The 21,727-nt window shown below is 70.5% G+C and carries 16 protein-coding genes and 1 pseudogene; 6 read left to right on the forward strand and 11 right to left on the reverse strand.

Translation table 11 applies throughout. The annotated features are described in order from the left end of the window. Nucleotides 1-144: 144 nt before the first annotated feature. From FB465_RS37365 to FB465_RS00575, 7 genes and pseudogenes are all read right to left on the reverse strand, one after another. Nucleotides 145-348, reverse strand: a complete 204-nt coding sequence (locus tag FB465_RS37365) for a Tn3 family transposase (RefSeq protein ID WP_281292311.1) — start codon at nt 346-348, stop codon at nt 145-147. Then, nucleotides 348-3,217, reverse strand: a pseudogene (locus FB465_RS00550) (Tn3 family transposase). Before FB465_RS00550 ends, FB465_RS37365 begins: the two are co-directional and overlap by 1 nt. 193 nt (nt 3,218-3,410) lie before the next feature. Beyond that, a complete protein-coding gene (locus FB465_RS00555) occupies nt 3,411-3,983 on the reverse strand; it encodes a YrhB domain-containing protein (protein ID WP_145786599.1) in 573 nt (190 codons plus the stop codon). Nucleotides 3,984-4,165: 182 nt separating this feature from the next. Further along, nucleotides 4,166-5,344, reverse strand: coding sequence for a site-specific integrase (locus FB465_RS00560; protein ID WP_145786598.1), 1,179 nt, complete (start codon nt 5,342-5,344; stop codon nt 4,166-4,168). Nucleotides 5,345-5,756: 412 nt separating this feature from the next. Further along, a complete protein-coding gene (locus FB465_RS00565; RefSeq protein ID WP_145786597.1) occupies nt 5,757-6,086 on the reverse strand; it encodes a helix-turn-helix domain-containing protein in 330 nt (109 codons plus the stop codon). Continuing rightward, on the reverse strand, nt 6,083-7,162 hold the full coding sequence (locus FB465_RS00570; RefSeq protein ID WP_145786596.1) for a tyrosine-type recombinase/integrase: 1,080 nt from the start codon (nt 7,160-7,162) through the stop codon (nt 6,083-6,085). The genes FB465_RS00565 and FB465_RS00570 overlap by 4 nt, the downstream gene beginning before the upstream one ends. Nucleotides 7,163-7,307: 145 nt before the next feature. Then, a complete protein-coding gene (locus FB465_RS00575; protein WP_425461109.1) occupies nt 7,308-7,706 on the reverse strand; it encodes a hypothetical protein in 399 nt (132 codons plus the stop codon). Between the two features lie 210 nt (nt 7,707-7,916). Here FB465_RS00575 and FB465_RS00580 point away from each other — a divergent pair, with 210 nt between their 5' ends. Further along, nucleotides 7,917-8,990 (forward strand): LacI family DNA-binding transcriptional regulator, encoded by a 1,074-nt coding sequence (locus FB465_RS00580; RefSeq protein WP_145786604.1) that lies wholly within the window; start codon nt 7,917-7,919, stop codon nt 8,988-8,990. Between the two features lie 171 nt (nt 8,991-9,161). On the opposite strand, the gene FB465_RS00585 is transcribed toward FB465_RS00580, so the two are convergent. After that, a complete protein-coding gene (locus tag FB465_RS00585) occupies nt 9,162-9,725 on the reverse strand; it encodes a helix-turn-helix transcriptional regulator (RefSeq protein ID WP_145786605.1) in 564 nt (187 codons plus the stop codon). After that, nucleotides 9,679-10,704: a LacI family DNA-binding transcriptional regulator gene (locus FB465_RS00590; RefSeq protein ID WP_145786606.1), complete on the reverse strand. Its 1,026-nt coding sequence runs from the start codon at nt 10,702-10,704 to the stop codon at nt 9,679-9,681. The genes FB465_RS00585 and FB465_RS00590 overlap by 47 nt, the downstream gene beginning before the upstream one ends. 542 nt (nt 10,705-11,246) lie before the next feature. Here FB465_RS00590 and FB465_RS00595 point away from each other — a divergent pair. Next, entirely contained in the window at nt 11,247-14,207 is a 2,961-nt protein-coding gene (locus FB465_RS00595; RefSeq protein WP_145786607.1) for a polysaccharide lyase family 8 super-sandwich domain-containing protein, read from the forward strand. Nucleotides 14,208-14,342: 135 nt separating this feature from the next. Then, the gene (locus FB465_RS00600; protein ID WP_145786608.1) at nt 14,343-15,416 is read left to right on the forward strand and encodes a LacI family DNA-binding transcriptional regulator; all 1,074 of its coding nucleotides are present in this window, start codon (nt 14,343-14,345) and stop codon (nt 15,414-15,416) included. Nucleotides 15,417-15,462: 46 nt separating this feature from the next. On the opposite strand, the gene FB465_RS00605 is transcribed toward FB465_RS00600, so the two are convergent. Together FB465_RS00605 and FB465_RS00610 are read right to left on the reverse strand one after the other, a co-directional pair. Further along, nucleotides 15,463-16,242 carry a sugar phosphate isomerase/epimerase family protein gene (locus tag FB465_RS00605; protein WP_145786609.1) on the reverse strand — a complete coding sequence of 260 codons (780 nt, stop codon included), beginning with the start codon at nt 16,240-16,242 and terminating at the stop codon, nt 15,463-15,465. A 4-nt stretch (nt 16,243-16,246) separates the two neighbouring features. Continuing rightward, on the reverse strand, nt 16,247-18,190 hold the full coding sequence (locus tag FB465_RS00610; protein ID WP_145786610.1) for a DUF2264 domain-containing protein: 1,944 nt from the start codon (nt 18,188-18,190) through the stop codon (nt 16,247-16,249). Between the two features lie 299 nt (nt 18,191-18,489). Between FB465_RS00610 and FB465_RS00615 the strand changes: the two genes are divergently transcribed. From FB465_RS00615 to FB465_RS00625, 3 genes are read left to right on the forward strand one after another with little or no spacing between them, the layout of a single operon-like run. Continuing rightward, nucleotides 18,490-19,839, forward strand: a complete 1,350-nt coding sequence (locus FB465_RS00615; protein WP_145786611.1) for an ABC transporter substrate-binding protein — start codon at nt 18,490-18,492, stop codon at nt 19,837-19,839. Then, entirely contained in the window at nt 19,839-20,801 is a 963-nt protein-coding gene (locus FB465_RS00620; protein ID WP_145786612.1) for a carbohydrate ABC transporter permease, read from the forward strand. Before FB465_RS00615 ends, FB465_RS00620 begins: the two co-directional genes overlap by 1 nt. Continuing rightward, the gene (locus FB465_RS00625; protein WP_145786613.1) at nt 20,798-21,658 is read left to right on the forward strand and encodes a carbohydrate ABC transporter permease; all 861 of its coding nucleotides are present in this window, start codon (nt 20,798-20,800) and stop codon (nt 21,656-21,658) included. Before FB465_RS00620 ends, FB465_RS00625 begins: the two co-directional genes overlap by 4 nt. Nucleotides 21,659-21,727: the final 69 nt, after the last annotated feature.

Below are 21,727 nucleotides of genomic sequence, written 5' to 3' on the forward strand. Positions count from 1 at the left end.
GTCCTGGTCCGGCTCGCCCGGGGGCCGCCGAGCCGAGTTGTCCTTGGCCTCGACGCTGCGTCGGTGCAGGCCAACAGCCCCGGCGGTGCCGCATTCACCCGATGGGCACCGGATGGACCCGGTGCTATCCCTCGCGTGTGCCGCTCAAATGCCGGCGGCCACCGGCTCCTCCTCGGCCACCCGCTGACCGGGAACGGTGGGCTGCGGGCCAAGGTCCAGGCGGGAGTTCATGTCCAGCTCGAACCGGCCGTACGGGTTCACGTGCGTCCAGAACAGCGGCGACAGGGCCCGCCGGTCGGCGTCGGTGAGCTTGGCCGCCCACTTCGGCTCGGCCAGGACCTGCTGCATCAGCAGGGTGTTGACTGGACCAGGGTGGACTGGAGCAGGTGCAGGGCCAGCATGCTGACCTCCTGGCTCTCCTTGTCCGCGCCGGTCAGGTCGCCGTCCTTGCCGTAGAACAGGTCCTGGTTGGCGGAGTTCCAGTTCTCCACCACCTGCAAGCCCTCGTGAATCTCCCGCCGCAGCTCGACGTCCGCCAGGTAGTCGCAGACGAACGCCGTACGCACCGCCCTGCCCAGCTCCTCGATCGCCCGGTAGGTCGGGTGCTTGGGGCCGCCCTTGGTGAAGCGGCGGAGCACCTGCTCGGCCTCGGCGGTGCCCAGCCGCAGGGCGGTGGTGTACTTCACGATCTGGTCGTACTGCTGGGCGACCAGGTCCCAGTCGATCGTCCGGTTGGACAGCACCGGGGCGAGGGTGGGCCAGTTGGCGTCCTCGCCGGCCGCCGGCCGGTACAGCCGCGCGGCGTCTTCAGACGGGGCATCAGCTTGAAGTCGAGCATGTGCGCGAACGCGAACCCGACGATGGACGCGCCATGGGTGTCGGTGTACTGCCGATCCACTTCCATGTCGGTGCAGTGCCGCAGCACGCCCTCGATCATCGCTGCGACCTCGGACGCCGAACAGGATCGCAGCTGGCTGTAGATGCACGCCGACTTCCGCTCGACGTGCCAGTAGATCATCACGCCCGGACCCCGGTACCGCTGGTGCCACTCCGTCATAAGGTTCGAGGACCAGGAGCCGAACTTGCGGCTGTCGGAGGCGCATGCCGTCCCCGTGCCCCACCACTTCTCGTCGCGGGCGGCGAAGGTGGCGTTCACCAGCTTCACCAGCGCGGCCCTCATGTTGGCCCGGTTCACGAACAGGTGCCGCACCCGGCGGAGAGTCGCCTCCGTCTCACCGTGCTTGCCGGTCACCGCGACCCGCTTGATGCCCATGTTGGTGCCCAGCCCGAACAACACCAGGAGGAGCCGGCGTCGCAGCACCTCCTTGGACAGGTTCTCGCGGGTGGCTACAGAGGTGAACTCAGCGGTGAAGCCGGTATCGAACTCGGCGTACTTCAGGATGTCCAGGAGGTCGATCGTCCCCCAGCGCCGCTCGATCTCGCCCTTGACGGCGACCAGGTTCTCCGGCTCTTCCTGCTTGGGCCGAGGCGAGACCCGGATCCAGGGCTCGCCGCGCCTCTTGGTGATCGCCACCCCGCCAGTGGCGTCCTCCACCAGTGCCCGCTCGAAGCGGTCGAGTGAGCCGCGGAGCTTCTTCTGCAGGTCGGCGACGAACTTCGCCGGGTCCTGTGGCTGGCGGATCGCGTCGTAGTGCACGTCCCGGTTGTCCTCGAAGTCCTGCGGCAGATCGTCCTCCGGGTTGCGCCACCGGTTCGCGCCCACCACCCAGATCTCCCGGCGCCGCAGCACATCCCGCAGCGCCACCAGCACGCACAGCTCGTACGGGATCCGCTCGACCCGGCCCTTGTCATCCACCACGGCGGCCCGCCACTGCTCGGGCACCACGCCGTCCAGCGGGACCGTCTCCGCCAGGTCGAAGAACGCGCCCTCCTTCAGCGGCTGCTCCAGGTACCGCTCCAGCAGGTCGATCGCGTCCATCACCGGCCGGTACGCGTTGTTGTTGCACTTGAACGTCAGCGCCCGCAGCAGCGGCGAGAGCATCCGCCGCCAGTGCGCCGAGTACGAGGACCGCAGCACCGTGCGGATCCGCGCCTTGTACCGGGCCTCGGTCGCCGCGGCCTCCGCCGCCAGCGCCTTCAGCGTCTTCTCCCCGCCGACCACCGGGTAGATCACCCGGCGAACCGTCCCCGCCGGCTCCGCCAGGGCGGCCTCAGCGACCCGCAGCAGCATCGCGTCCTTGTCCCGGACCTTCTTCAGGTCGCTGGTGAACTCCTTGTCGACCCGCTTCTCCGCCCGGGTGTTGATCCGCAGCACGAGCTGGATGATCAGGTCCACCAGCGAGTCGGTGATCTCCGTCTGCCGCACGTGGCACAGCGTGGCCAGCAGCGCCAGGCGCGCCGGCGGCTTCATCCGTTGCAGGTTCGCCGGGTACTCCTTCGACGCCCGCGCCCGCCAGGCGTCCACCAGCTTCTCGGACACGTCCGCGAACAGGTCCGCCGGCAGCTCCAGCCTCCGCACCCGCTGCAGCTTGTTGACCTCTGCCAGCAGGCTTTCCAGGCCCGGCGCACCGGGGTCCGTCTTCAGCTCGGTGAAGAACGACCGGCCACCACCGGCCGCCGCTTTTTCGCCGTCCGGCTCATCGTCGCCTTCGCCGCCCGCGACCAGGTCCTCCAGGCGCGAGCGGGTCATGTGCGACAGCCGCTCCATCGTCGTACGGCAGAACCGCGCGTCGAAGGTCTTGACCGCTTTGCCCACCAGCCGCCGGACCTTCGCCGGCGCAGGCGGCTCGATGTGGTCGTTGCGGCACCGGGCGACCACCGCCTCGGCCAGGCGCTCGCGGGACAGCTCGACCGGGCACAGTTCCCCGGTCAGCCACTCGGCCAGCTTCTCCTGATCGTCCTCCGTGGACTCCCGGAAGCCGAAGGCCGTGCGGATCTCCGCCCGGTGCCGGGTGGCGGCACGACCCTGCCAGTCGTACTCGGCCCACTCCTCGGCCGGCACCTTCACCTGCTGGGCCAGGTAAGCCACAGCGGCGTCCGGGACCTCCTCCGCCGATTCGGGGAACCGGGCCTCCACCTCGAAGAACTTCAGCAGCATCGCGAAGCCGAGCCGGTTCGCCCCGGATTTGTTCCGCAACCGCTTCGTGTCGTCTTCAAGCAGCGTCCAGACCTCGATCAGGTCTTCCGGTTCCCAGTCCTGCCGCACGCCCAGCCCCTCTCGGTCACATCGAACGCGACCAAGGTGACGCGGGCACATCACGTCATGGACGAAAACCGCCGAACTTGGGACAACCACGCCCAGATCAGCTACAGAGAGCTACTTGGCGGGTAGCGGCAGCTATACGAGAACACGGCCGCGAGCCCCGTGGGTTCATGGAAACCGAAGGTCCTTCATGGTGAACCCGCGGGTCCACCACCCTGATTCTCGCGAGGGGACCCGCGAGTTCGTATCAAGACACGGGTCCACCCTTGTCGGTCGCCTCCAGAGCCTGGGTCAGGTCCGCGCCGCGGATGGTGTGGACGCTGAGGACGGGATCGAGGGGAGGGACGAGCGCCCTGGTGGCGATGTCCACCAGGTGCGGTGGTGCGGCGCCAGCCTGCAGAGCGGTGACGTACTCGATGACTTGCGCGTGCGTGAGCGTGTGGACCCGTTGCCGCAGCACGTGCATGGCGATGATTCGTCCGTGGGCCGCCGCTGCCCGGCGGATCTCCTCGTGCAGGTCATCCACTGCGGTGCGTGTGGGCATCTTCCGAATGCGGGTCCGGTAGTCCAGCTCCCACTCGCCGGTAACAGCGGTGACCGGTCCGATCTGGTGGAGACTCCCATCGAGGCGATCAACCAGGTAGGGGCCATTGCCGCCCAAGAGCTGACTCGGGTCGCCCGTGCGTAGGTACTCCGCGGTCTGGTAGTAGACGATCCAGACGAGTTCGTGCTCCTCAGCCTTGGTCACCACCAGTCGCCCCGAGAACCTTCGATCCAGATCTTCTTGGGCCGCCCGGATCGCGAACTCACGCTCGATCATGTCCGGCAGCATCTCGCACGGTGTGGGACATGAACAGGGGTTTTCTCCAGGTGGGCTCGCTGTGAACCCAGGGCGATGGATTCACGCGCCCACCTCGGGAGATGCTCTTCGACGGGCCCCAGGTGCTGGTCAAGCAGGCGTCTGCCGACCAGGTCCTCAGCGTTGATCATCCAGCGATGCTGTCACGGAGTTCCACGACTCGGCACTGTTTCCAGGAGGCGCCGGGCCGAGTCCGCGTAGCGGATGGCGGTCTTCTCGTCGATGCCGAAGACGAGGGAGAGGTGGAGCGGGTCGGGTCCGTGAGTGAGGGCCTCTTCGAGCTGGCGGTCGACGCGGAGCCGTTCCAGGGTGGCGGTGAGGTTGCGGGTGGCCCGGGTGGTCCAGAGCTTGCCCGCCGGCCCGAGTTCGACGGCTGTCTTCTGGGTGATCAGCAGGTGGGGGTTGGCAGTGTTCGGCCAGCGGTTGCGGCGGTGGTCGAGCCAGTCCAGGACAGCGCGGTGGGTGAGGTCGTCGAGTGGGCGGACGTGCCCGCCCACGGTGATGCGCCGGTTGCCGAGGTCGACGTCATCCAGTTGCATCGTGCGGATCGTCCTCGGTCGTGCCGCGTGGACGGCGGCCAGGGCCATGATGAGCCGGATGTCCGGGCTGGTGGCGGCGGCGATCGCCTCGTCGATGTCCGGCTGCCCGAGGGATTGGATGACGCCGCCGGCCTGCCGTGGGACGCGGATCCGCAGGGTGGGGTTGCGGAAGACCTGGCCGTTCTTCTTCGCGTGACGGAACAGTGACCGCAGTGCGACGAGCCGGCTCTCCCGCTGCTTGCCGCTGACGGCGTCCCGGGCCGCGATGACGTCCTCGCGCGTGACCTCCCGCAGATGGTCGTAGCGGCTGGACCACTCCAGCAGCACCGGCTGGACCTCGTTGAGGTAGGCCCATGCTGTCTGTCGCGCGCGAGGCTCGGACCGTTGCCCGCCGTCGAGCAGGGTGCGGGCCCAGGCTTCGACCTCGCTGCGGATGCCCTGGGCGACTGCGTCGAGCTTGCGTTCCAGCCACCGGTCGACTGCGGGAGCGCGATCGTCGGTGAACAGGCCCAGCTGGTCAAGGACTTCGGCGGTCCGACCTACCGGGAGCCCCCGGATTCGCAGGGCCGGGAAGAGCTCGGAGTACCGGATCGGCTCGGCCTCTGTATGACCGGACAGCACGATGACCAGAGCCCGGTCGACGTCACTGGTGATCCAGCGGCTCCACCCGCGCGCCTCGCTCAGCGCGCGAGCTGCCCGCCGACCTCGAACCAGCCATGGATTGGCCAGGTCAGCGTGCTGTTTCCGGTCGAACTTGCGGTAGTCCCGTGCGGCGGCGAACAACGGCGGTTGGATCCAGTCCGCCAGCGTGCCTGGCCAGGCAGGTGCTGGTGACCGCTTCGGAACGCGACGCCCTTGCTTGCCGACTGGCGGGCCGCCGCTTCGGGGCCGCTGCAGGTTCGCGAAGAACAGCTGCTGGCAGGTCACCTGACGTAGGTACGGCTCCAACACCGATGCCTTGCCGCTGGCCTTGATCGCCCAGGTCGCCTGAGCCCGGCAGAGGCGGCAGTAGCCGTGCTTGTCGTCAACGGGAACCTCGCGTCGGCAACCCGAGCACCGTCCGACGGCATGCTGTTGGCCGTAGGTGTAGCAACCTCGGCAGTACCGGCCGGGCAGTTGTCCCCAAGCGAAGCAGCCCGCGCAGGAGGCTGCCGGCTTGTCATCGCTGATCTTGCCCACCGCGGCGATGCCGGCGTCAGACCGGCGGGAGGGAACGGCCGTCGCGGCGCTTGGGCACCACTGTCGGGGCGGTGGTGCTGGCTCCGACCGCCGCTCGAGCCGTCTCCTGCTGCCCGGGGGATTGGACCTTCGCTGGTTCGGGGATCAGCAGGTCCCCGATTTCGCAGTCGAGAACGACGCAGATGACATCGAGGTCCTCCAGCTTCAGGGAGACCGGCTGCCCGGACCACAGCCCGGACATCTTCCCGGCCGAGATCACCAGGCCGTGCTCTGCCAGGCTCCGCTGGAGCTCAGATGCCTTCCAGACGCCCTTGTTCGCGGCGGTCAGCCGTAGGTTCCACTTCATCCCAGGAGTCCTTCCAGTCGCTTCGCGGCCCGCTGTTGCCCGGTGATCCAGGCGTCTTCGACCCGGGTCTGCTGGACGTGGATGTATCGCATCGTCGTGGCGATCCATGAATGTCCCAAAACCTCCTGAATTGCGATGAGGTCCAGGCCGCCCTGATAGAGCTCCGACGCGCAGAAGTGCCGCAGGACGTGGGGAGTCAACTTCTCTGTCCAGAGCGGCAGATGGGCCTCGACGGCCGCTGCCAGACCATCACGCAGGGCGTCATCGCCGACCCGGCGCGCGGAGCCGTCGGTGTTCTTGCGCTCGCTCGGGAACAGCGGGGCGCCGGGGCGGGTGTGGTCGTCGTCGAACTGGCCCCACACATCCTCGATGAACCACCGCAGCGTCCGGTCCGCGCCGTTGATCAGCGGCACCATTCGCTCACGTGGCCCCGAGCCACGAGCGCCCTTGCCGTGGCGGACATGGAGCTTGCCGAACCGGCCCAGGTTCCACTTGATGTCGTCCAGGTCGAGCTTGCACGCCTCGTTCACCCGCAACCCGACCTGCGACATCAGCTTCGCGGCGGTGTAGTTGCGGGCTGTCGGAGCAAACTTGCGGCAGGTCGCGAGCTCACCGCCCCAGCCCGTGAATAGCTGACCGACCTCCGGCTCGGTGGGCGGGATCCGCAGTTGAGCGTCCTTGGAGCCGCGCGGACGGTTCATCTCGTCGATCGGGCACTCGACCACGCGCCCGGTCATCTGATGGATCTCGACCTTGTGCCGAAGCTCCAGGAACATGAAGTACGTGGTCAGCGCCTGGGAGCGGGCCAGCCGGGTACCACTGGGCGAGCCCCGCAGGACCCGCCCGAAGTACGCGTCCGCGTCGGTCGGCTCCATGTCCCACAGCGGACGGCCGAACCACGTCCGCATCTGCTCCAGGTGCCCGACGTCGCCGCGAATCGTGCCGTCCGTCAGCCCGGCCGAGGCCCGGGCCAAGACGAACCCGGCCAGCACGTCGGTCTCGAACTGCTCAAGCTCCTCCGCCGAGACCGGATCCCGGTACTCGCGCAGGTCCCGCACCACCGCCAGCGCCGCCAACTCGCGCCTCCTCGCCTTCGACCGGACCGCAGATCGGTCGGATGAGTTGAGAACGCTTCAGGAATCCTGAGGTTACGTCACAGGCCGGCGGAGCACTCGAAGGAGGAAGAAGCCCCTGGCCACGGCCTCGGGCACTCAGCAGGCCTCAGGAGAACTCGCGGGATGTCGCACACAAGGACGCCCGGTCGAGCCCCAGCGGCATGTTGTGCGACACCTGTCCCGCCTGGTTGTTCGCGGGATCGTTGACGTCCCCGCTGCCCTCCCAGGTGCCTTGGGCGCCCGCCCAGTTACCGGCCTTCAGCTTGAAGCGGTTCCCGCCCGCGTCCACGACGTACCGCCCGCGCGTGCTGAGCGGACCGGTCCAGGAAGCGGCGAGCTGGGGGCCCGTCCGCGGCGTCGCGACGGCGGCGGAGACCGCGGCAGCCGGGGGAACCGTCGCGCCGTAGGGCACGGTGAGCAGCGCCAGGGCGACTGCGGCGGATGAGGTGGTACGGGTGAGGAGACGGGTCATGGCCCGCCGACGGGCCGATCCTGTGGATGTCATGGCGCGAACGTAGCGCAAGATCGCTCATATTTGGTCAAGATCTGTCTATTTGAGCTCATGTGCGCATGAGCTTTCATGATCGCGCTATGCGCGCCTCGGCGATGCTTCACCCAGGAAGGTGACTTCGATCAGAGTGAGATCGAGTGATACTAATTGCGCAGGACAGTGCACCGTCCGCCTCGGTGTCCAGGGGCGGGGAGAAGAGGAGCCATGACCATCACTGCGGAGCAGCGGCGCGCTCGGATCCTCGAAGTTGTCCGTGAACTCGGAACGGTACGGGTGATGGATCTGGCGGAGCGGGTCGGCACGGCTCCGGTCACCGTGCGCCGGGATGTGGCGGCACTCGCCGACGATGGTCTGCTGCGCCGGTCGCACGGCGCCGTCTCGCTGCCCCTCGGCGACAGCACGTCGGCCGCTGCCCCCGGTCGCGACCGGGTGATCGGCATGCTCGTCCCCACCGTCGGTTCCTACTTCGACGAGGTGATCGACGGAGTTCGCGCGGCGGCCACGGCCGCAGGGGCCAGGCTGGTGCTCGGAATCGCCTCGTACGAGTCCGCAGACGACTTTGCCCAGGTCGAGCAGCTGCTGGACGCCGGACTCGACGGCCTTCTGATGACTCCCAACTGGCGCCCGGGCAGCGACATCGGTGACTCGGCGTGGATCCGCGATCTGCCGGTGCCCGCCGTCCTGGTGGAGCGCATCGCGACGCCCGAGAGTACCGCCGCCGAGCTGGACTCCGTGGGCTCCGACCACCGCCACGGCGTCCTGCTCGCCCTGCGCCACCTGGTCTCGCTCGGCCACGAGTCGGTGCTGCTGGCCGCCCGCGAGGACAGCTGGACGGCACACCAGGTGCGGGCCGGCTACGCCGAAGGCGTCCAACTTCTGGGGATCGAGCCGCAGCCGGTGATCGACATCCACCGGCCCGGGCTCGAATCGGACGCCGTGGCCGCGCGGATCTCCGAGGCGGTCGCCGACGGCGTGCGCGCAGTTCTGGTGCACAACGACCAGGAGGCGATCCAGCTGGTACCGCTGCTGCGTGCACGCGGGCTGCGCGTGCCCGACGACCTGGCGCTGATCTCGTACGACGACGTGTTCGCCGCCCTGGCCGCGCCACCACTGACAGCCGTCGCTCCGCCCAAGCGCGCGGTGGGCACCGCCGCGCTGGAGCTGATGCTCCGCCGCCTCGGCGACGAACCCGACCTGCCCGTCCACCACGTACGGCTGCTCCCGGAGCTGAAGGTCCGCGCCTCGTGCGGCGGCCGGAGCGACGACGAGGTCCGCTGACCTCGCGGGTCCCGACACGCGTACGGCCCGGGTTCGGCAGCGGGGTCTGCCGGACAGCGGACCGCGGGTACTGCTCGGGATGACCGGGGTACCACCGCGAAGAAGTGAATCGCGGGCCGGTCAGGCAGGGTCACGGTGCAGATCGGCTCGCCCCCCGTGTCCGATCGCGTCTCACGGGTTCTCGGACTCCCCCGCATACACGCTCGCGACCCGCTTGCGGGTGGTGCCGAGCTTCTTGAGCACCTTGGCGACGTGATGCTCGACGGTCCGCGGCGAGAGGAACAGGGTCTCGGCGATCTGCTGGTTGGTGGCGCCCCCGGCGAGCAGCTCGGCGACCTGACGCTCACGCGGGGAGAGATCGTCCCCGTACCCGCGGCGGCCGGGCGCCGGCCTCGCCTGGCCGAGCTCGCGCAGCACGTGCTCGCAGCGGGCGACGTCGGCGGTGGCCCCCAGCTCCGCGAACGCCGCCGCCGCGTCCGTGAGCGGTCCGACCGCGGACGCGGGGTCCGTGCTGAGGAGCGCGCAGCCCTGTCGCTCCATGGCGCGGGCCGTCTCGTACGGCCGCCCGATCTCCCGCCACATCCGCGCGGCAGAGGCGAAGTGCCCGGCCGCGGCGCCGGGTTCGGCCTCCTGGAGCAGCAGGCCGCGTGCGGTCTCGAGGTCGGCGGCGCCGGCCGGTGTGTCCCGGTCACGGATTCCACGTTCGACGTCGTCCGCGAGGTAGCGCCCGCTCACGGCCCAGCCGGCGCAGCAGAAGCTCCATGGCCGCCGCGCCGACGAACCGTCTGGGCGGTGCCACCGCCGTCAGGGGCGGGGCCGCGAGTGCGGCGAACACGTCGTCGTAGGAGATCAGCGCCATGTCCTCGGGCACCAGAAGGCCACGGGCCCGCAGCAGCATCGGCAGCTGGACCGCCTCGCGATCGTTGTGCACGAGCACGGCCCTGACACCCGCTTCGACCGCCCCTGCGATCTGCTCGGCCAGCCACTCGACGCCGGCCGTACGGCCACCCGTGGCGACGGGATCGCGGACGTCGACGATCGGCCGGCGGTCGAGACCGAGACGCCGGACGGCCACCTCGTAGCCGGCCCGGACCTCGAGGGCGGTCCAGCTGTCGTCGCGGGCGGCGAGCAGCACCGAGTCGTGGCCGAGCGAGGCGAGGTGGCGCAGGGCGAGAAGGACGCCGTGGCGGTGGTCGGAGCAGACCGAGTCGAAGCCGGAGCCCGGCCCGCCGGGTGCCCCCCTGCGCTCGATCAGCACGGCCGGGACCGGCAGATCGCTGAGCCAGTCGTCACCGTCGCAAGCCCCGGGCAGCCGGTTCGGGCTGAGCAGCAACCCGTCCACGGACGACCCGAGCAGGTGGTCGACCTGAGCGCGGTCGTCCCGGGTGTCGTAGGAGGCGACACCGAGGACGAGCCGGGCTCCTTCGGCGGCGGCCCGGGCTCCCGCGATGACCTCGTCGAAGTACGAGCCGATCGTGGGCACGAGCATGCCCACCACCGGCAGGTCACCGGCTTCGCCGGCCTCCGCGGCCGGGGCGGAGACGACACCGTGCGACCGGTCCAGTCGGCCGGCTGCCGCGAGCGCGGCGACGTCCCGGCGGACGGTCACCGCTGGTATTCCGAGGTGGTCGGCAAGGTCGACGACTCGGACCGCCCGAAGGTCGTCGACGACCCTGAGGATCTGAGCTCGCCGCTCCGAGGACGGCATGGCCATCGGGCCCTCCCCTGGCTGGCAAGACGGAGACATGATCGATCAATCTATATCATTCGATCCATCTGTGATCAGATATGCACTGTCATATTGCTCGATCGATGCTTTCGGCCGACTGGCTGGCCTGTTCAGCGGCTGATCGGGCAGTACGGTTCGAGCGGGTCGGGAAGCACAAGCTCGGCGGTGACCCGGGTGCCCGCGGCAGTCGGCAGGATCCGGCAGTGGGCCGCGAAGGCGCTCACCAGGTTCCGGCCGCGGCCTGAATGCTCTGCCAACCCGCGCGGGACGGCTCGGTGCTGACGTCCTGACACCGCGTCGGACGGGGCCCGCCCGCTTCGGGGCGGACGTGGGCGGGGCTGTCCGCGCACCGGGCCCATGCCGGCCCGCCGTCGTCGCTGCCGGCACTCGTAACGGCGGGCGTGTTCCGGTCCTCGACCTGCCCGCCACCGTGCAGTGACCGGCAGTCCGGGACATTGACGGGCGTCCAGGAAAGCGCTTACCCTCCTGCCTATTCTGCTCGGGGGGTACGTCAAGGAGGACGCCCTATGGACGTAGTTCACCCCGCCCCGGGTCTCGAGAGCACCTCCACCGCGCTGAGCAGACGCCGCCTGCTCCAGCTCGGGGGTGCGGCCGCCGCCCTGGCCGCCGGCTCCCAGCTGCTGCGTCCCTCCCTCGCCTGGGCCGCCGACACGTACGACGCGATGCGGACCACCTGGGTGCAGCTGCTCACCGGGGCGGGCTTCGACCCGGCGGCCGCGCCGTTCGCCGCTGCACTCTCCTCCCTCGGCTCGCAGGCGGACTCGTTCCGGACCACGATGGCCCCGAGCAGCGGCTCGCTCTGGCCGGACCTCCCGATCGGCACCGTCTCGGCGAACGTCACCAGCTGCTTCGCGCGGCTGAGGACCATGGCACTGGCCTACGTTCAGCCGAACACCGGGCTGACCGGCAATGCCTCGCTCTCCTCGGCCGTCTCCACCGGCCTGGACTGGATGTACGCCAACGCGTACACGCCCGCCACGACCACCTACAACAACTGGTGGGACTGGCAGATCGGCGCGCCGCAGCGAATGCTGGACGCCTGCGCGCTGATGTACCCGCAGCTCACCGTGGCGCAGATCGCCAACTACTGTGCGGCGGTCGACCATTTCGTCCCCGCCTCCGTCGTCGCCGCGTACAGCGGCACCAGCACCGGCGCCAACCGCGTCGACCTGTGCCGGGTGCTCGCCCTGCGCGGGGTCGTCGGCAAGAGCTCCTCCCCCATCACCACCGCCCAGCAGGCGCTCTCCCCGGTCTTCCCGTACGTGCTGTCCGGCGACGGCATCTACGCGGACGGGAGCTACCTCCAGCACACGTACGTCCCCTACGCCGGCACCTACGGCGACGTGATGGTCAACGGCCTGAGCAAGATGTTCACCCTGCTCGCCGGAACCACCTGGGCCGTCACCGACCCCAACGTGCAGAACATCTACACCGCGGTGACCAGCGCCTGGGCGCCCTTCGTCCACAACGGCCTCGTCATGGACGGCGTGTGCGGCCGGGCCGTCAGCCGCGGCGTCCTGAACAGCGACCCGTCGCAGATCCAGCAGGACGACCACACCCGCGGCCAAGGCGTCGTCTCCGACATCCTGCGGCTCGCCACCTCCGGGCTCGCCTCCCCCGCACAGTCCGCGGCCTGGAAGTCGATGGTCAAGGGCTGGCTGCAGCGGGACTACTACGAGCCGCTGCTGAGCAGCAAGGGCGTGGACATCCCCGAACTCGCCCGTGCGCAGGCCCTGCTGAACGACTCCACCGTCACGGCATCGGCCGAACCCGTCAACAGCCGGGTGTTCGGGATGGACCGGGCCGTGCACCGCCGCAGCGGCTGGGCCGCCCAACTCAGCATCAGCTCGGCCCGCACCACCTTCTACGAGACCGGCAACGGCGAGAACCTTCGGGGCTGGCACACCAACAGCGGGATGCTCTCCTGGTGGGGCGACACCTACGGCAACGGCCAGTACTCGGACGCCTTCTGGCCCACCGTCGACCCGTACCTGCTCCCCGGGACGACCGTCTCCACCCTCCCCCTCGCCGACGCGGCCGGCGGCGCCTGGGGCGCCTCGCACCCCACCGCGACCTGGGCCGGCGGCACCACCGACGGCACCTACGCCGCCGTCGGCCAGGACGTCCGCGGGCTGCAGTCCACGCTGACCGGCAAGAAGTCCTGGTTCTTTCTGGACGACTCGATCTACTGCCTGGGCGCCGGCATCACCTGCACCGACGGCGTCGGTGTCCAGACCACCGTCGACAACCGCAACCTCGGCCCGAACAACAGCCAGGTGTTCACCGTCGACGGCGCCGTCCAGCCCACCACCCTCGGCTGGAGCCAGACCTTCACCAACGCCGGATACATGGCGATCAACGGCATGGGCGCCTGGGTCTTCCCCGGCGCGACCGTCAAGGCCAAGCGGGTGGCCCGCACCGGCGCGTGGTCCGACATCAACAGCACGTCCTCCACGACCCCGATCACCCGCAACTACATCTCGATGTGGTTCGACCACGGCACCGACCCCGCCGGCGCGAGCTACAGCTACCAGCTGATGCCCGGCGCCACCGCGGCCACCGCCGCCGCCCGCGCGGCCGGTCCGAACGTCACCGTCCTTGCCAACACCTCCGCGGTGCAGGCGATCAGCGTGCCTTCGCTCGGCCTCACCATGGCCAACTTGTTCGCGGCGTGCAGCGCCGGGCCGATCACCGCCGACGGCCCGTGCTCGGTGCTGGTGAAGGAGCAGGGCGGCAGCATGACCGTCGTGGTCTCCGACCCCACCCGGGCCGCCACCACCGTCCGGGTCACCATCGCCCGCACCACCTACAAGTCCGTCACGGCCGCGTCCGGCGTCACCGTGCTCTCCACCTCCGGACAGGTCGTGCTGCTGGCCGAGACGGGCGGCACGCAGGGCGTCGGCCGGACCGTCACCCTCAGCACCTCCGGCACGGCACCGGCGCCCGCGTCCGCCGCGCAGTTGAGCGCCACCGCCAGCACGTACGTCCGGGACGGCTCGTACGGCAACACCAACTTCGGCAACGCCACCACGATGGTGGCGAAGAACTCCAACGTCGCGAACAACGGCTACAACCGCAGGTCGCTGCTCAGGTTCGACGTCGCCGGTCTCAGCGGCCGGGTCTCCCGCGCCGTGCTGTGGGTGTACGGCAACGTGCAGGACTCCGCCGGCACGCAGTCGGCCCTCCAGGCGTTCGCGACCGCCTCGGACAGCTGGACCGAGACCGGTGTCACCTGGAACAGCGCTCCCGCCCTGGCCACCGCACTCGGCACCGGGATGGTCTCCACCAACGACTGGGTCGGCCTCGACGTCACCAGCGCCGTCGCTGCGGCCCAGACCTCGGCGGGCGGCACCGGCACCGCCTCCCTCGCGGTCTTCGAACCCCTGGGCGCGGCCGGCCTGGCGGCCGTCCTCAACACCCGGCTGAACAGCACGAACCCGCCGAGGCTGGAGGTCATCTCCGGCTGACCGTGAGGGTGGACGGCCTCCAGGCCGTCCGCCGTCGAACGGTACCGTCACAAACACTCTGGGCATGGCGCGGATCGAATGATACAAATTGATCTGCCAACCACCGACGGTCGCCTACCCGCGGAGAGTAACGCCATGACCATCACGGCCGAGCAGCGCCGGGCTCGCATCCTGGACGTCGTCCGCGAGCTCGGGACGGTCCGCGTCGTGGATCTCGCCGAGCGCATCGGCCTCGCGGCCGTCACCGTGCGCCGGGACGTGGCGGGCCTCGCCGACGCCGGGCTGCTGCACCGCTCGCACGGCGCGGTGTCGCTCCCGGCCGCCCGGCCCGCCGACGCGCGGGCGACCGGGCAGGAGCGGGTGGTCGGCATGCTCGTGCCCACGGTCGGCTCGTACTTCGACGAGATCATCGACGGTGCCCGCTCGGCCGCCGCCGCGGCCGGTGCCCGCCTGGTGCTCGGCATCTCCGCCTACGAGTCCTCCGACGATCGTGCCCAGGTGGAGCAGCTGCTCGACTCCGGCGTCGACGGCCTGCTGCTCACCCCGAACTGGAAGCCCGGCGGCCGTCCCGAGAACAGCGCCTGGATCGGGGAGCTGCGCGTGCCCGTCGTCCTGGTCGAGCGCCGGGCGGCCGCCGACAGCCGCCACGCCGAACTGAACTCGGTCGGCTCCGACCACCACCACGGCGTGCTGGTGGCCCTGCGGCACCTCGCCTCGCTCGGCCACGGCTCCGTGCTGCTGGCAGCCCGCGACGACACCTGGACCGCGTATCACGTCCGGGCCGGGTACGAGGAGGGCACCCGGCTGCTGGGGCTCGAACCGCAGCCCGTCGTCGACATCCACCAGCCGGGCGGCGACATGGAGGTCGTCGCCGCCCGGATCGCCGAGGCCGTCGCCGGCGGGGTGCGGGCCGCGCTGGTCCACAACGACCAGGACGCCATTCAGCTGGTTTCCCTGCTGCGTGCCCGGGGCCTGCGGGTGCCGGACGACGTGGCCCTGATCTCCTACGACGACGTGTTCGCGGCACTCGCCGCCCCGCCGTTGACGGCCGTCGCGCCGCCGAAGCGGGCACTGGGTGCGGCGGCGATGAGGCTGCTGCTGCGCTGGCTGGACAGCGGGCCGGAGCTGCCGGTCCATCATGTGGCGCTGCTGCCCGAACTGAAGATCCGCACCTCGTGCGGCGGCGTCGGCGGCGACGCGGACCGGTGACCGCGGGCCGCTGACCGCTGACCGCACGAGGTGCGGACGCCGGGCGTCAGCCGCCCAGCCGGGTGAGGTGGGCCGCGCCGGGGCCGAGCAGCGGCGCCAGCGGCGCGGCGTCCGGGTACCAGGGCGCCTCGTACTCCCAGGACACCCAGCAGTCCGGCGGCAGCAGCCGGACGCACTCGCCGATGGGCAGCACGCCCGCGCCGAGCGGCAGCGGAGTGAGGTCGGACCGTCCGACGACGTCCTTGACCTGGACGTAGCCGAGGTGGGGCCGAAGCGCGCCCCAGGTCGCCGACGGGGTCTCGCCGGCCAGCCGGGTGTGGAGCAGGTCCCACAGCGCGCCGACCGCCGGGCGGCCTACGAGGTCGAGCACCCGGGCCACGTCCCGCCCGGCGCGGTGCGAGTCGTGCGTCTCCAGCAGGACGCGTACGCCCAGGGTGTGGGCCGCGTCGGCCACCGCGGCGAGGCGTCGGGCGGCGCGCTGGTCGGCCTCGCCGACCCATCCCTCGCCGCCCTGCGGGAACACCCGCACGAACGCGGCGCCCAGGTCGGCGGCCAGCCGGAGCTGGTCGAGCAGCGCGGAGATCAGCGGGCCGTCCTCACCCGGGGCGGCGACCCCGACGTAGCCGGCCACCGCGAGCGGGGTGAGGCCGGCCGCTTCGAGGGCACGCCGGGCGCGGCGCCGGGCGTCGGTCGGCATCGCCGGGTGCACGGGTTCGCCGGGCGCACAGCGCAGTTCGAGGCCGGCCCAGCCGTGGTCGGTGGCGAGTCGGATCACCTGATCGAGCGGCAGTCCCGGCAGGCCCAGGGTGGAGAAGGCGAGTCGCACCGCGTCAGTCCTTTCGACGGATGGTGGGAGCGTCGGGGTCGAGCAGTGCCTCGTGCTCGCTGCCGTCCGGCCAGACCACGCGGATCAGGGCTCCGTCGGTGCGCACCTGGAGGCCGTCGAAGGAGCGGGTGGCCGACCGCGAGAGTCGGGCGACGGAGACGAACAGCGAGGGGCCGCTGCCGGTGCGGCCGGTCAGCGCGGGCAGCGCGCCGGCAGGGCCGAACGCCGTGCCGGCCAGCAGGCGGCTCGCCTCGGCGGCCGTGTACCCCTCGACGCGTTGGAGGACCGAGGTGAGCCGCGCGCCCTCCGGGTCGGCGGCTGCGCCGGCGCGCGGGCCGTCCGTCCACGTCTCGACCGCGTCGCCGGCCACCGCCCAGCCGCTGTGCCGTACCTCGGTGCCCGGCGCGGCGCCGGTGACCAGGTGCGCGTGGATCTCGTCGGCGCCCGAGGCGAGGACCAGCGAGGTGACGGTGACCCCGGGCAGCTCGGTGCCGCCGATCCGCGGGTGGTGGGCGGAGGCGGCCCAGCCGTCGCCGGCGCCGAGCGGGCGGATCCGGCCGCGCTCGCTGAGTTCGCCGCCGACCACCAGGCCGAAGTGGTTGTCCGGCGGGCCGTCGTGCCGGGGCCCGGTGACGGTGGAGTAGCCGAGCCTGGCGTACAGCGGGTCGTCGGGCAGCACCTCGTCGGCCGGCTGGTCGTCACTGCCGTGGTTGTGCAGCCGGACCAGGCCGTCGGCAGCGGTGGACTGGATCAGCCAGCCGGGCCGGGTCAGCGGGAGGACGGCGTCGCCGCGTTCGACCGGCGCCGCCTCCTCGGGCTCCGTCCACACCGGATGGTCGGGCGGCAGCAGCAGCCCGAGGAAGCCCTTGCTCGCCCAGTACGGCGACGCCGGCCCGGAGTACGACTGGATCACCGGCGGGTGCGGGCCGAACCAGCCGAGCGAGAGCAGGCCGTCCGGCTGGAGGGAGCCGCGGTCGAGGAAGTAGCGAAGCGTGCCGGAGGCCAGGCGTCGGGTGGCGCCCGGCGCCAGCGGGGTGTGCCCGGTCAGCGCGCCCGCCCACAGCGGGGTCGCGGCGGCGAAGCGGTAGGTGAGCGAGCGGCCCTGGTGCATGGGGGCGCCGTCGGCACCGAAGGTGCGGGCGTAGCCGTCGAGGTGGGCGGCGAGGCGGCCCCCGTACGTGTCGAGCAGCTCGCGGTCGCCGGCCAGGTGGGCGTGCAGGACGGGGTAGAGGTGGAAGGCCCAGCCGTTGTAGTGGTCGAATGCGCGGGGGCGGCCGTCGGTGTACCAGCCGTCGCCTAGGTACCACTGCTCGATCTTCGCCAGCCCGCGCTCGACGGCGGCCCGCGCCGGGCCGTCGTGGTCGAGGCCGACCTCGGCCAGGCTGCCTGTCTCGGCGAGGAAGGCTCCGACCGTGAACGGGAAGAGCCACCAGTTGTTGTCGACCGGTGTGTGGTGCAGGGCGTCGGCCAGCCAGGCCCGGGTCCGCTCGCGCACCTGCTCGTCGAGCCGGTCCCACAGCCAGGGCCGGGTGAGGCGGAGCGCGAGGGCGATCGACGCGGCCTCGACCATGGCCTGGTTGCGGTCGCCGATGGCGAGCCAGGAGACGGGGTCCCGTCCGGTCAGGTCGCGCTCGGCGGTCGGGGTCCGGGTGCCCGCGGCCAGTCCTTCGGCGTACCACGGCAGCAGCCCGTGCGGGTCGTCACCGCCTGCGCCGGCGACCCGGAAGGCGGCCAGCAGGAAGGTCCTGGCGAAGCCCTCCAGCCCGTCGGAGCGGGTGCCGGAGATGCTCGGGCGGGGCCCCGGAAGGTTGATGAGCGCGTGTCCCGGCCCGGCGAACTTCTGTACGGCCGCCAGGAGGCCGTCCGCGACGGCCTCCCAGTGGGGCCTGGTCCAGCCCGTGTGCGGGCTGAGACGCCGGTCCTCCGGTGGAAGCTGGATCGAGGGCATGGCTGGATTCCTTGATCGAACGACGGACTGAACATATGAGCATGCAGATCAATCCGTCTGCACTTCTGAGCGAATGATCCGATGATGGCGGCTCAATCCTGTCGCATCAGCCCCTAGTGCCAGGATTGTTACCGGAAAGTGGCCCAGAGATGGCGTATCGGTTGGGATCACTTGATCCCAACCTCTTGACTCTGATCCCATCCGGTCGCAAGATGGCGGCATCGCTCGCTGACCACCCTTGCTGCCTCAGTGATCGGCATCCCGCCGGGCATACCGACCCCCCTCTCAGGAGCCGTGCCATGTCTACTCCTCGCACCTCCGGCCGCAGAGCCGTCCGCCTCACCGCCGCGCTCACCGCCTCCGCGCTCTCCGCATCGCTCCTCGCGGCCTGCGGCAGCAGCGGCAGCTCCGACGCCGCCCCTGCGAGCGACGGCCGGCCCGTCACCATCACCTTCTGGGCCTGGGCCAAGGGCACCAAGGAGGTCGTGGACGCCTTCAACGCCTCGCACAAGGACGTCCAGGTCAAGTTCGAGCAGATCCCCTCCGGTGTCGCCGGCGGTTACGCCAAGATCTCGGACGCCTCCAAGGCCGGTAACGCACCCGACCTCTTCAATGTCGAGTACGCGGCCCTTCCGGACTTCGTCAGCCAGGGCGCCGTCCAGGACATCACCAAGGTGGTCTCCGCGGACCTCAAGGCGAAGTACCTGCCGCAGGCCGTTCAGCTCACCACCCTCGCCAAGTCCACCTGGGCGATCCCCCTCGACGCCGCCCCACAGGCCTTCTTCTACCGCAAGGACCTGTTCGAAAAGGCCGGCATCACCACCCCGCCGAAGACCTGGGACGAGTACCGCGACGACGCCCTGAAGCTCAAGGCGGCCGACCCGAACACCCGGATCGGCACCTTCCTCCCCGACGACCCGAGCACCTTCGCGGCGCTCTCCTGGCAGGCCGGGGCACACTGGTTCACCGGGCTCGACGACACCTGGAACGTCGACATCAACAGCACCCAGACCAAGCGGGTCACCGACTACTGGCAGAAGCTGGTCTCCGACGACCTGGTCCGCCTCCAGCCCTCGTTCAGCCAGCAGTGGACCGCCTCGCTGCAGAAGGGCGAGACCGCCGGCTACCTCGGCGCGGCCTGGGGCGGCGGCGTGCTCAAGTCCACCCTGGCCGGCAGCCCCGACTCGTTCGGGAAGTGGGCTGTCGCCCCGATCCCGACCTGGGACGGCCGGCCGGCCAGCGGAATGCTCGGCGGCTCCACCTTCGCCGTCTCCAAGAACAGCAAGAAGGCCAAGGCCGCCGTCGAGTTCGCCACCTGGGCCACCACCACCCCCGAGGGCATCCAGGCGCGCATCGCCTCCGGCACCTCCTCGATGTTCCCGGCCGACCCCGACCTGATCCCGACCGCCAAGGCCGCCTTCAAGACCGACTTCTACGGCGGCCAGGACATCTACGCCGTCTTCACCGACGCGTCCAAGTCGATCAAGCAGGACTGGCAGTGGGGCCCGGCCATGGGCATCACCAACAACTCGATGAAGGACATCTTCGGCAAGCTCAACCAGGGCGGCACCATCCAGGCCGCGGTCGAGGCCGCCCAGCAGGGAACCGTCGCCGAACTCAAGAACCGCGGACTCAAGGTCGCCCAGTGATGCTGCAGTCCCCTCCAGCGGCTCCGCCGCGGGGCATCACCGTCTCCTCTCGCGCCGCCACCGTCAAGCGGCGCGGGAGGTACGGGGCCCCCGCCGTACTGATCGCCCCGTTCCTCATCCTCTTCACCGCGGCGATGCTCATCCCGATCGGCTACGCCGTCTACCTGAGCCTGTTCACCGAGCGCCACTCCGGTCTCGGCTTCGGGGAGGCCGAGACCATCTTCACCGGACTCGGCAACTACACCCGCGCGCTCGGGGACGCGGCGTTCAGGGGCGGTTTCCTGACGATCGCCCAGTACTGCCTGCTCTACATCCCGGTGATGGTCGGCCTGTCGCTGACCGTGGCCCTGCTACTGGATTCGGCGCTCGCCCGCGCCAAGCGCTTCTTCCAGCTGGCGCTGTTCCTCCCGCACGCCGTACCCGGCATCATCGCGGCCCTGGTCTGGACGTACCTCTACACCCCCGGCATCAGTCCGGTGCTCGACGCACTCGGCTCGGCCGGAGCACAGCTCGACGTCCTCGGCCACCCGCTGCCCGCCGTGGTCAACATGGCGGTCTGGGAGTGGACCGGCTACAACATGATCATCTTCTTCGCGGCGCTGCAGGCCGTCCCGCGCGAGGTCCTGGAAGCCGCCCTGGTGGACGGCGCGGGCGCGCTGCGCACCGCCTTCAGCATCAAGATCCCGCTGATCAGGACCTCGATCACGATGGTCGGCCTGTTCACCCTCATCGGCTCGCTCCAGCTCTTCACCGAGCCGATGATCCTGCGCGGCGCGGCCCCGGGTGTCACCACCACCTGGACGCCCAACATGTACGCCTACACCGCCGCCTTCGAGCGCAACGACTACGGCCTCGCGGCAGCCGCCTCCGTGCTGCTCGCACTCGCCGCGGCCCTGCTCTCGTTCATCGTCACCCGGGCCACCCGCGCCCGGTCCGTGCGCCGGAAGGAGGCCGCACGATGAGTGCACACGCCAAGAAATCGCGGCCCTGGTCCCTGTCCCGGGGCGCCGTCAACGGGGCCCTGGTGCTGGTCACCCTCCACACCCTGCTGCCGCTCGGCTGGCTGCTCACCGCAGCCGCCAAGAACACCCCGGACCTGCTCGGCGGCAACACCCTCTCGCTGAGCAACTTCCACCTCACCGACAATCTGCACGCCCTGGCCACCGCCGACGGCGGCATCTACTTCCGCTGGTACCTCAACTCCCTGCTCTATGCCGGGGGTGGCGCACTGCTCTGCGCGTTCATCTGCGTCTGCGCCGGCTACGCCTTCGAGGTCTACACGTTCCGGGGCCAGGAGAAGCTGTTCGGCCTGGTGCTGGTCGGCGTGCTGATTCCCACCACGGCGCTCGCGCTGCCGATGTACCTGCTCGCCTCCAGGATCGGCATCGTCAACACCTTCTGGGCCGTCTTCATCCCCAGCCTGGTCTTCCCCTTCGGCGTGTACCTCTCCCGGATCTTCGTCTCCGGCTACGTGCCCGCCGAAGTCCTGGAGGCCGCCCGAATGGACGGCGCCGGGGAGTTGCGCACCTTCTGGTCGATCGGACTGCGGATGGTGACGCCCGGCTTCGTCACGGTGTTCCTGTTCCAGTTCACGGCGATCTGGAACAACTTCTTCCTGCCGCTGGTGATGCTCTCCAACAGCAAGCTCTTCCCGGTCAGCCTCGGCCTGTACTCGTGGAACGCGCAGACCCGCAGCTTCCCCGAGTTCTACCCGCTGGTGGTCACCGGCTCACTGCTCGCGGTCCTGCCCCTGGTCGTCGCCTTCGTCGCCCTTCAGCGGCACTGGAAGGCCGGCCTGACCGCAGGCAGCGTCAAGTGACCGCCCCCACCGCGAGCTTCGCACACTCATCGGAGTACCGAGTGCCCCCGCAGTCCACCGCAGCCGTCG

The organism is Kitasatospora atroaurantiaca (assembly GCF_007828955.1).
GTDB lineage: Bacteria > Actinomycetota > Actinomycetes > Streptomycetales > Streptomycetaceae > Kitasatospora > Kitasatospora atroaurantiaca.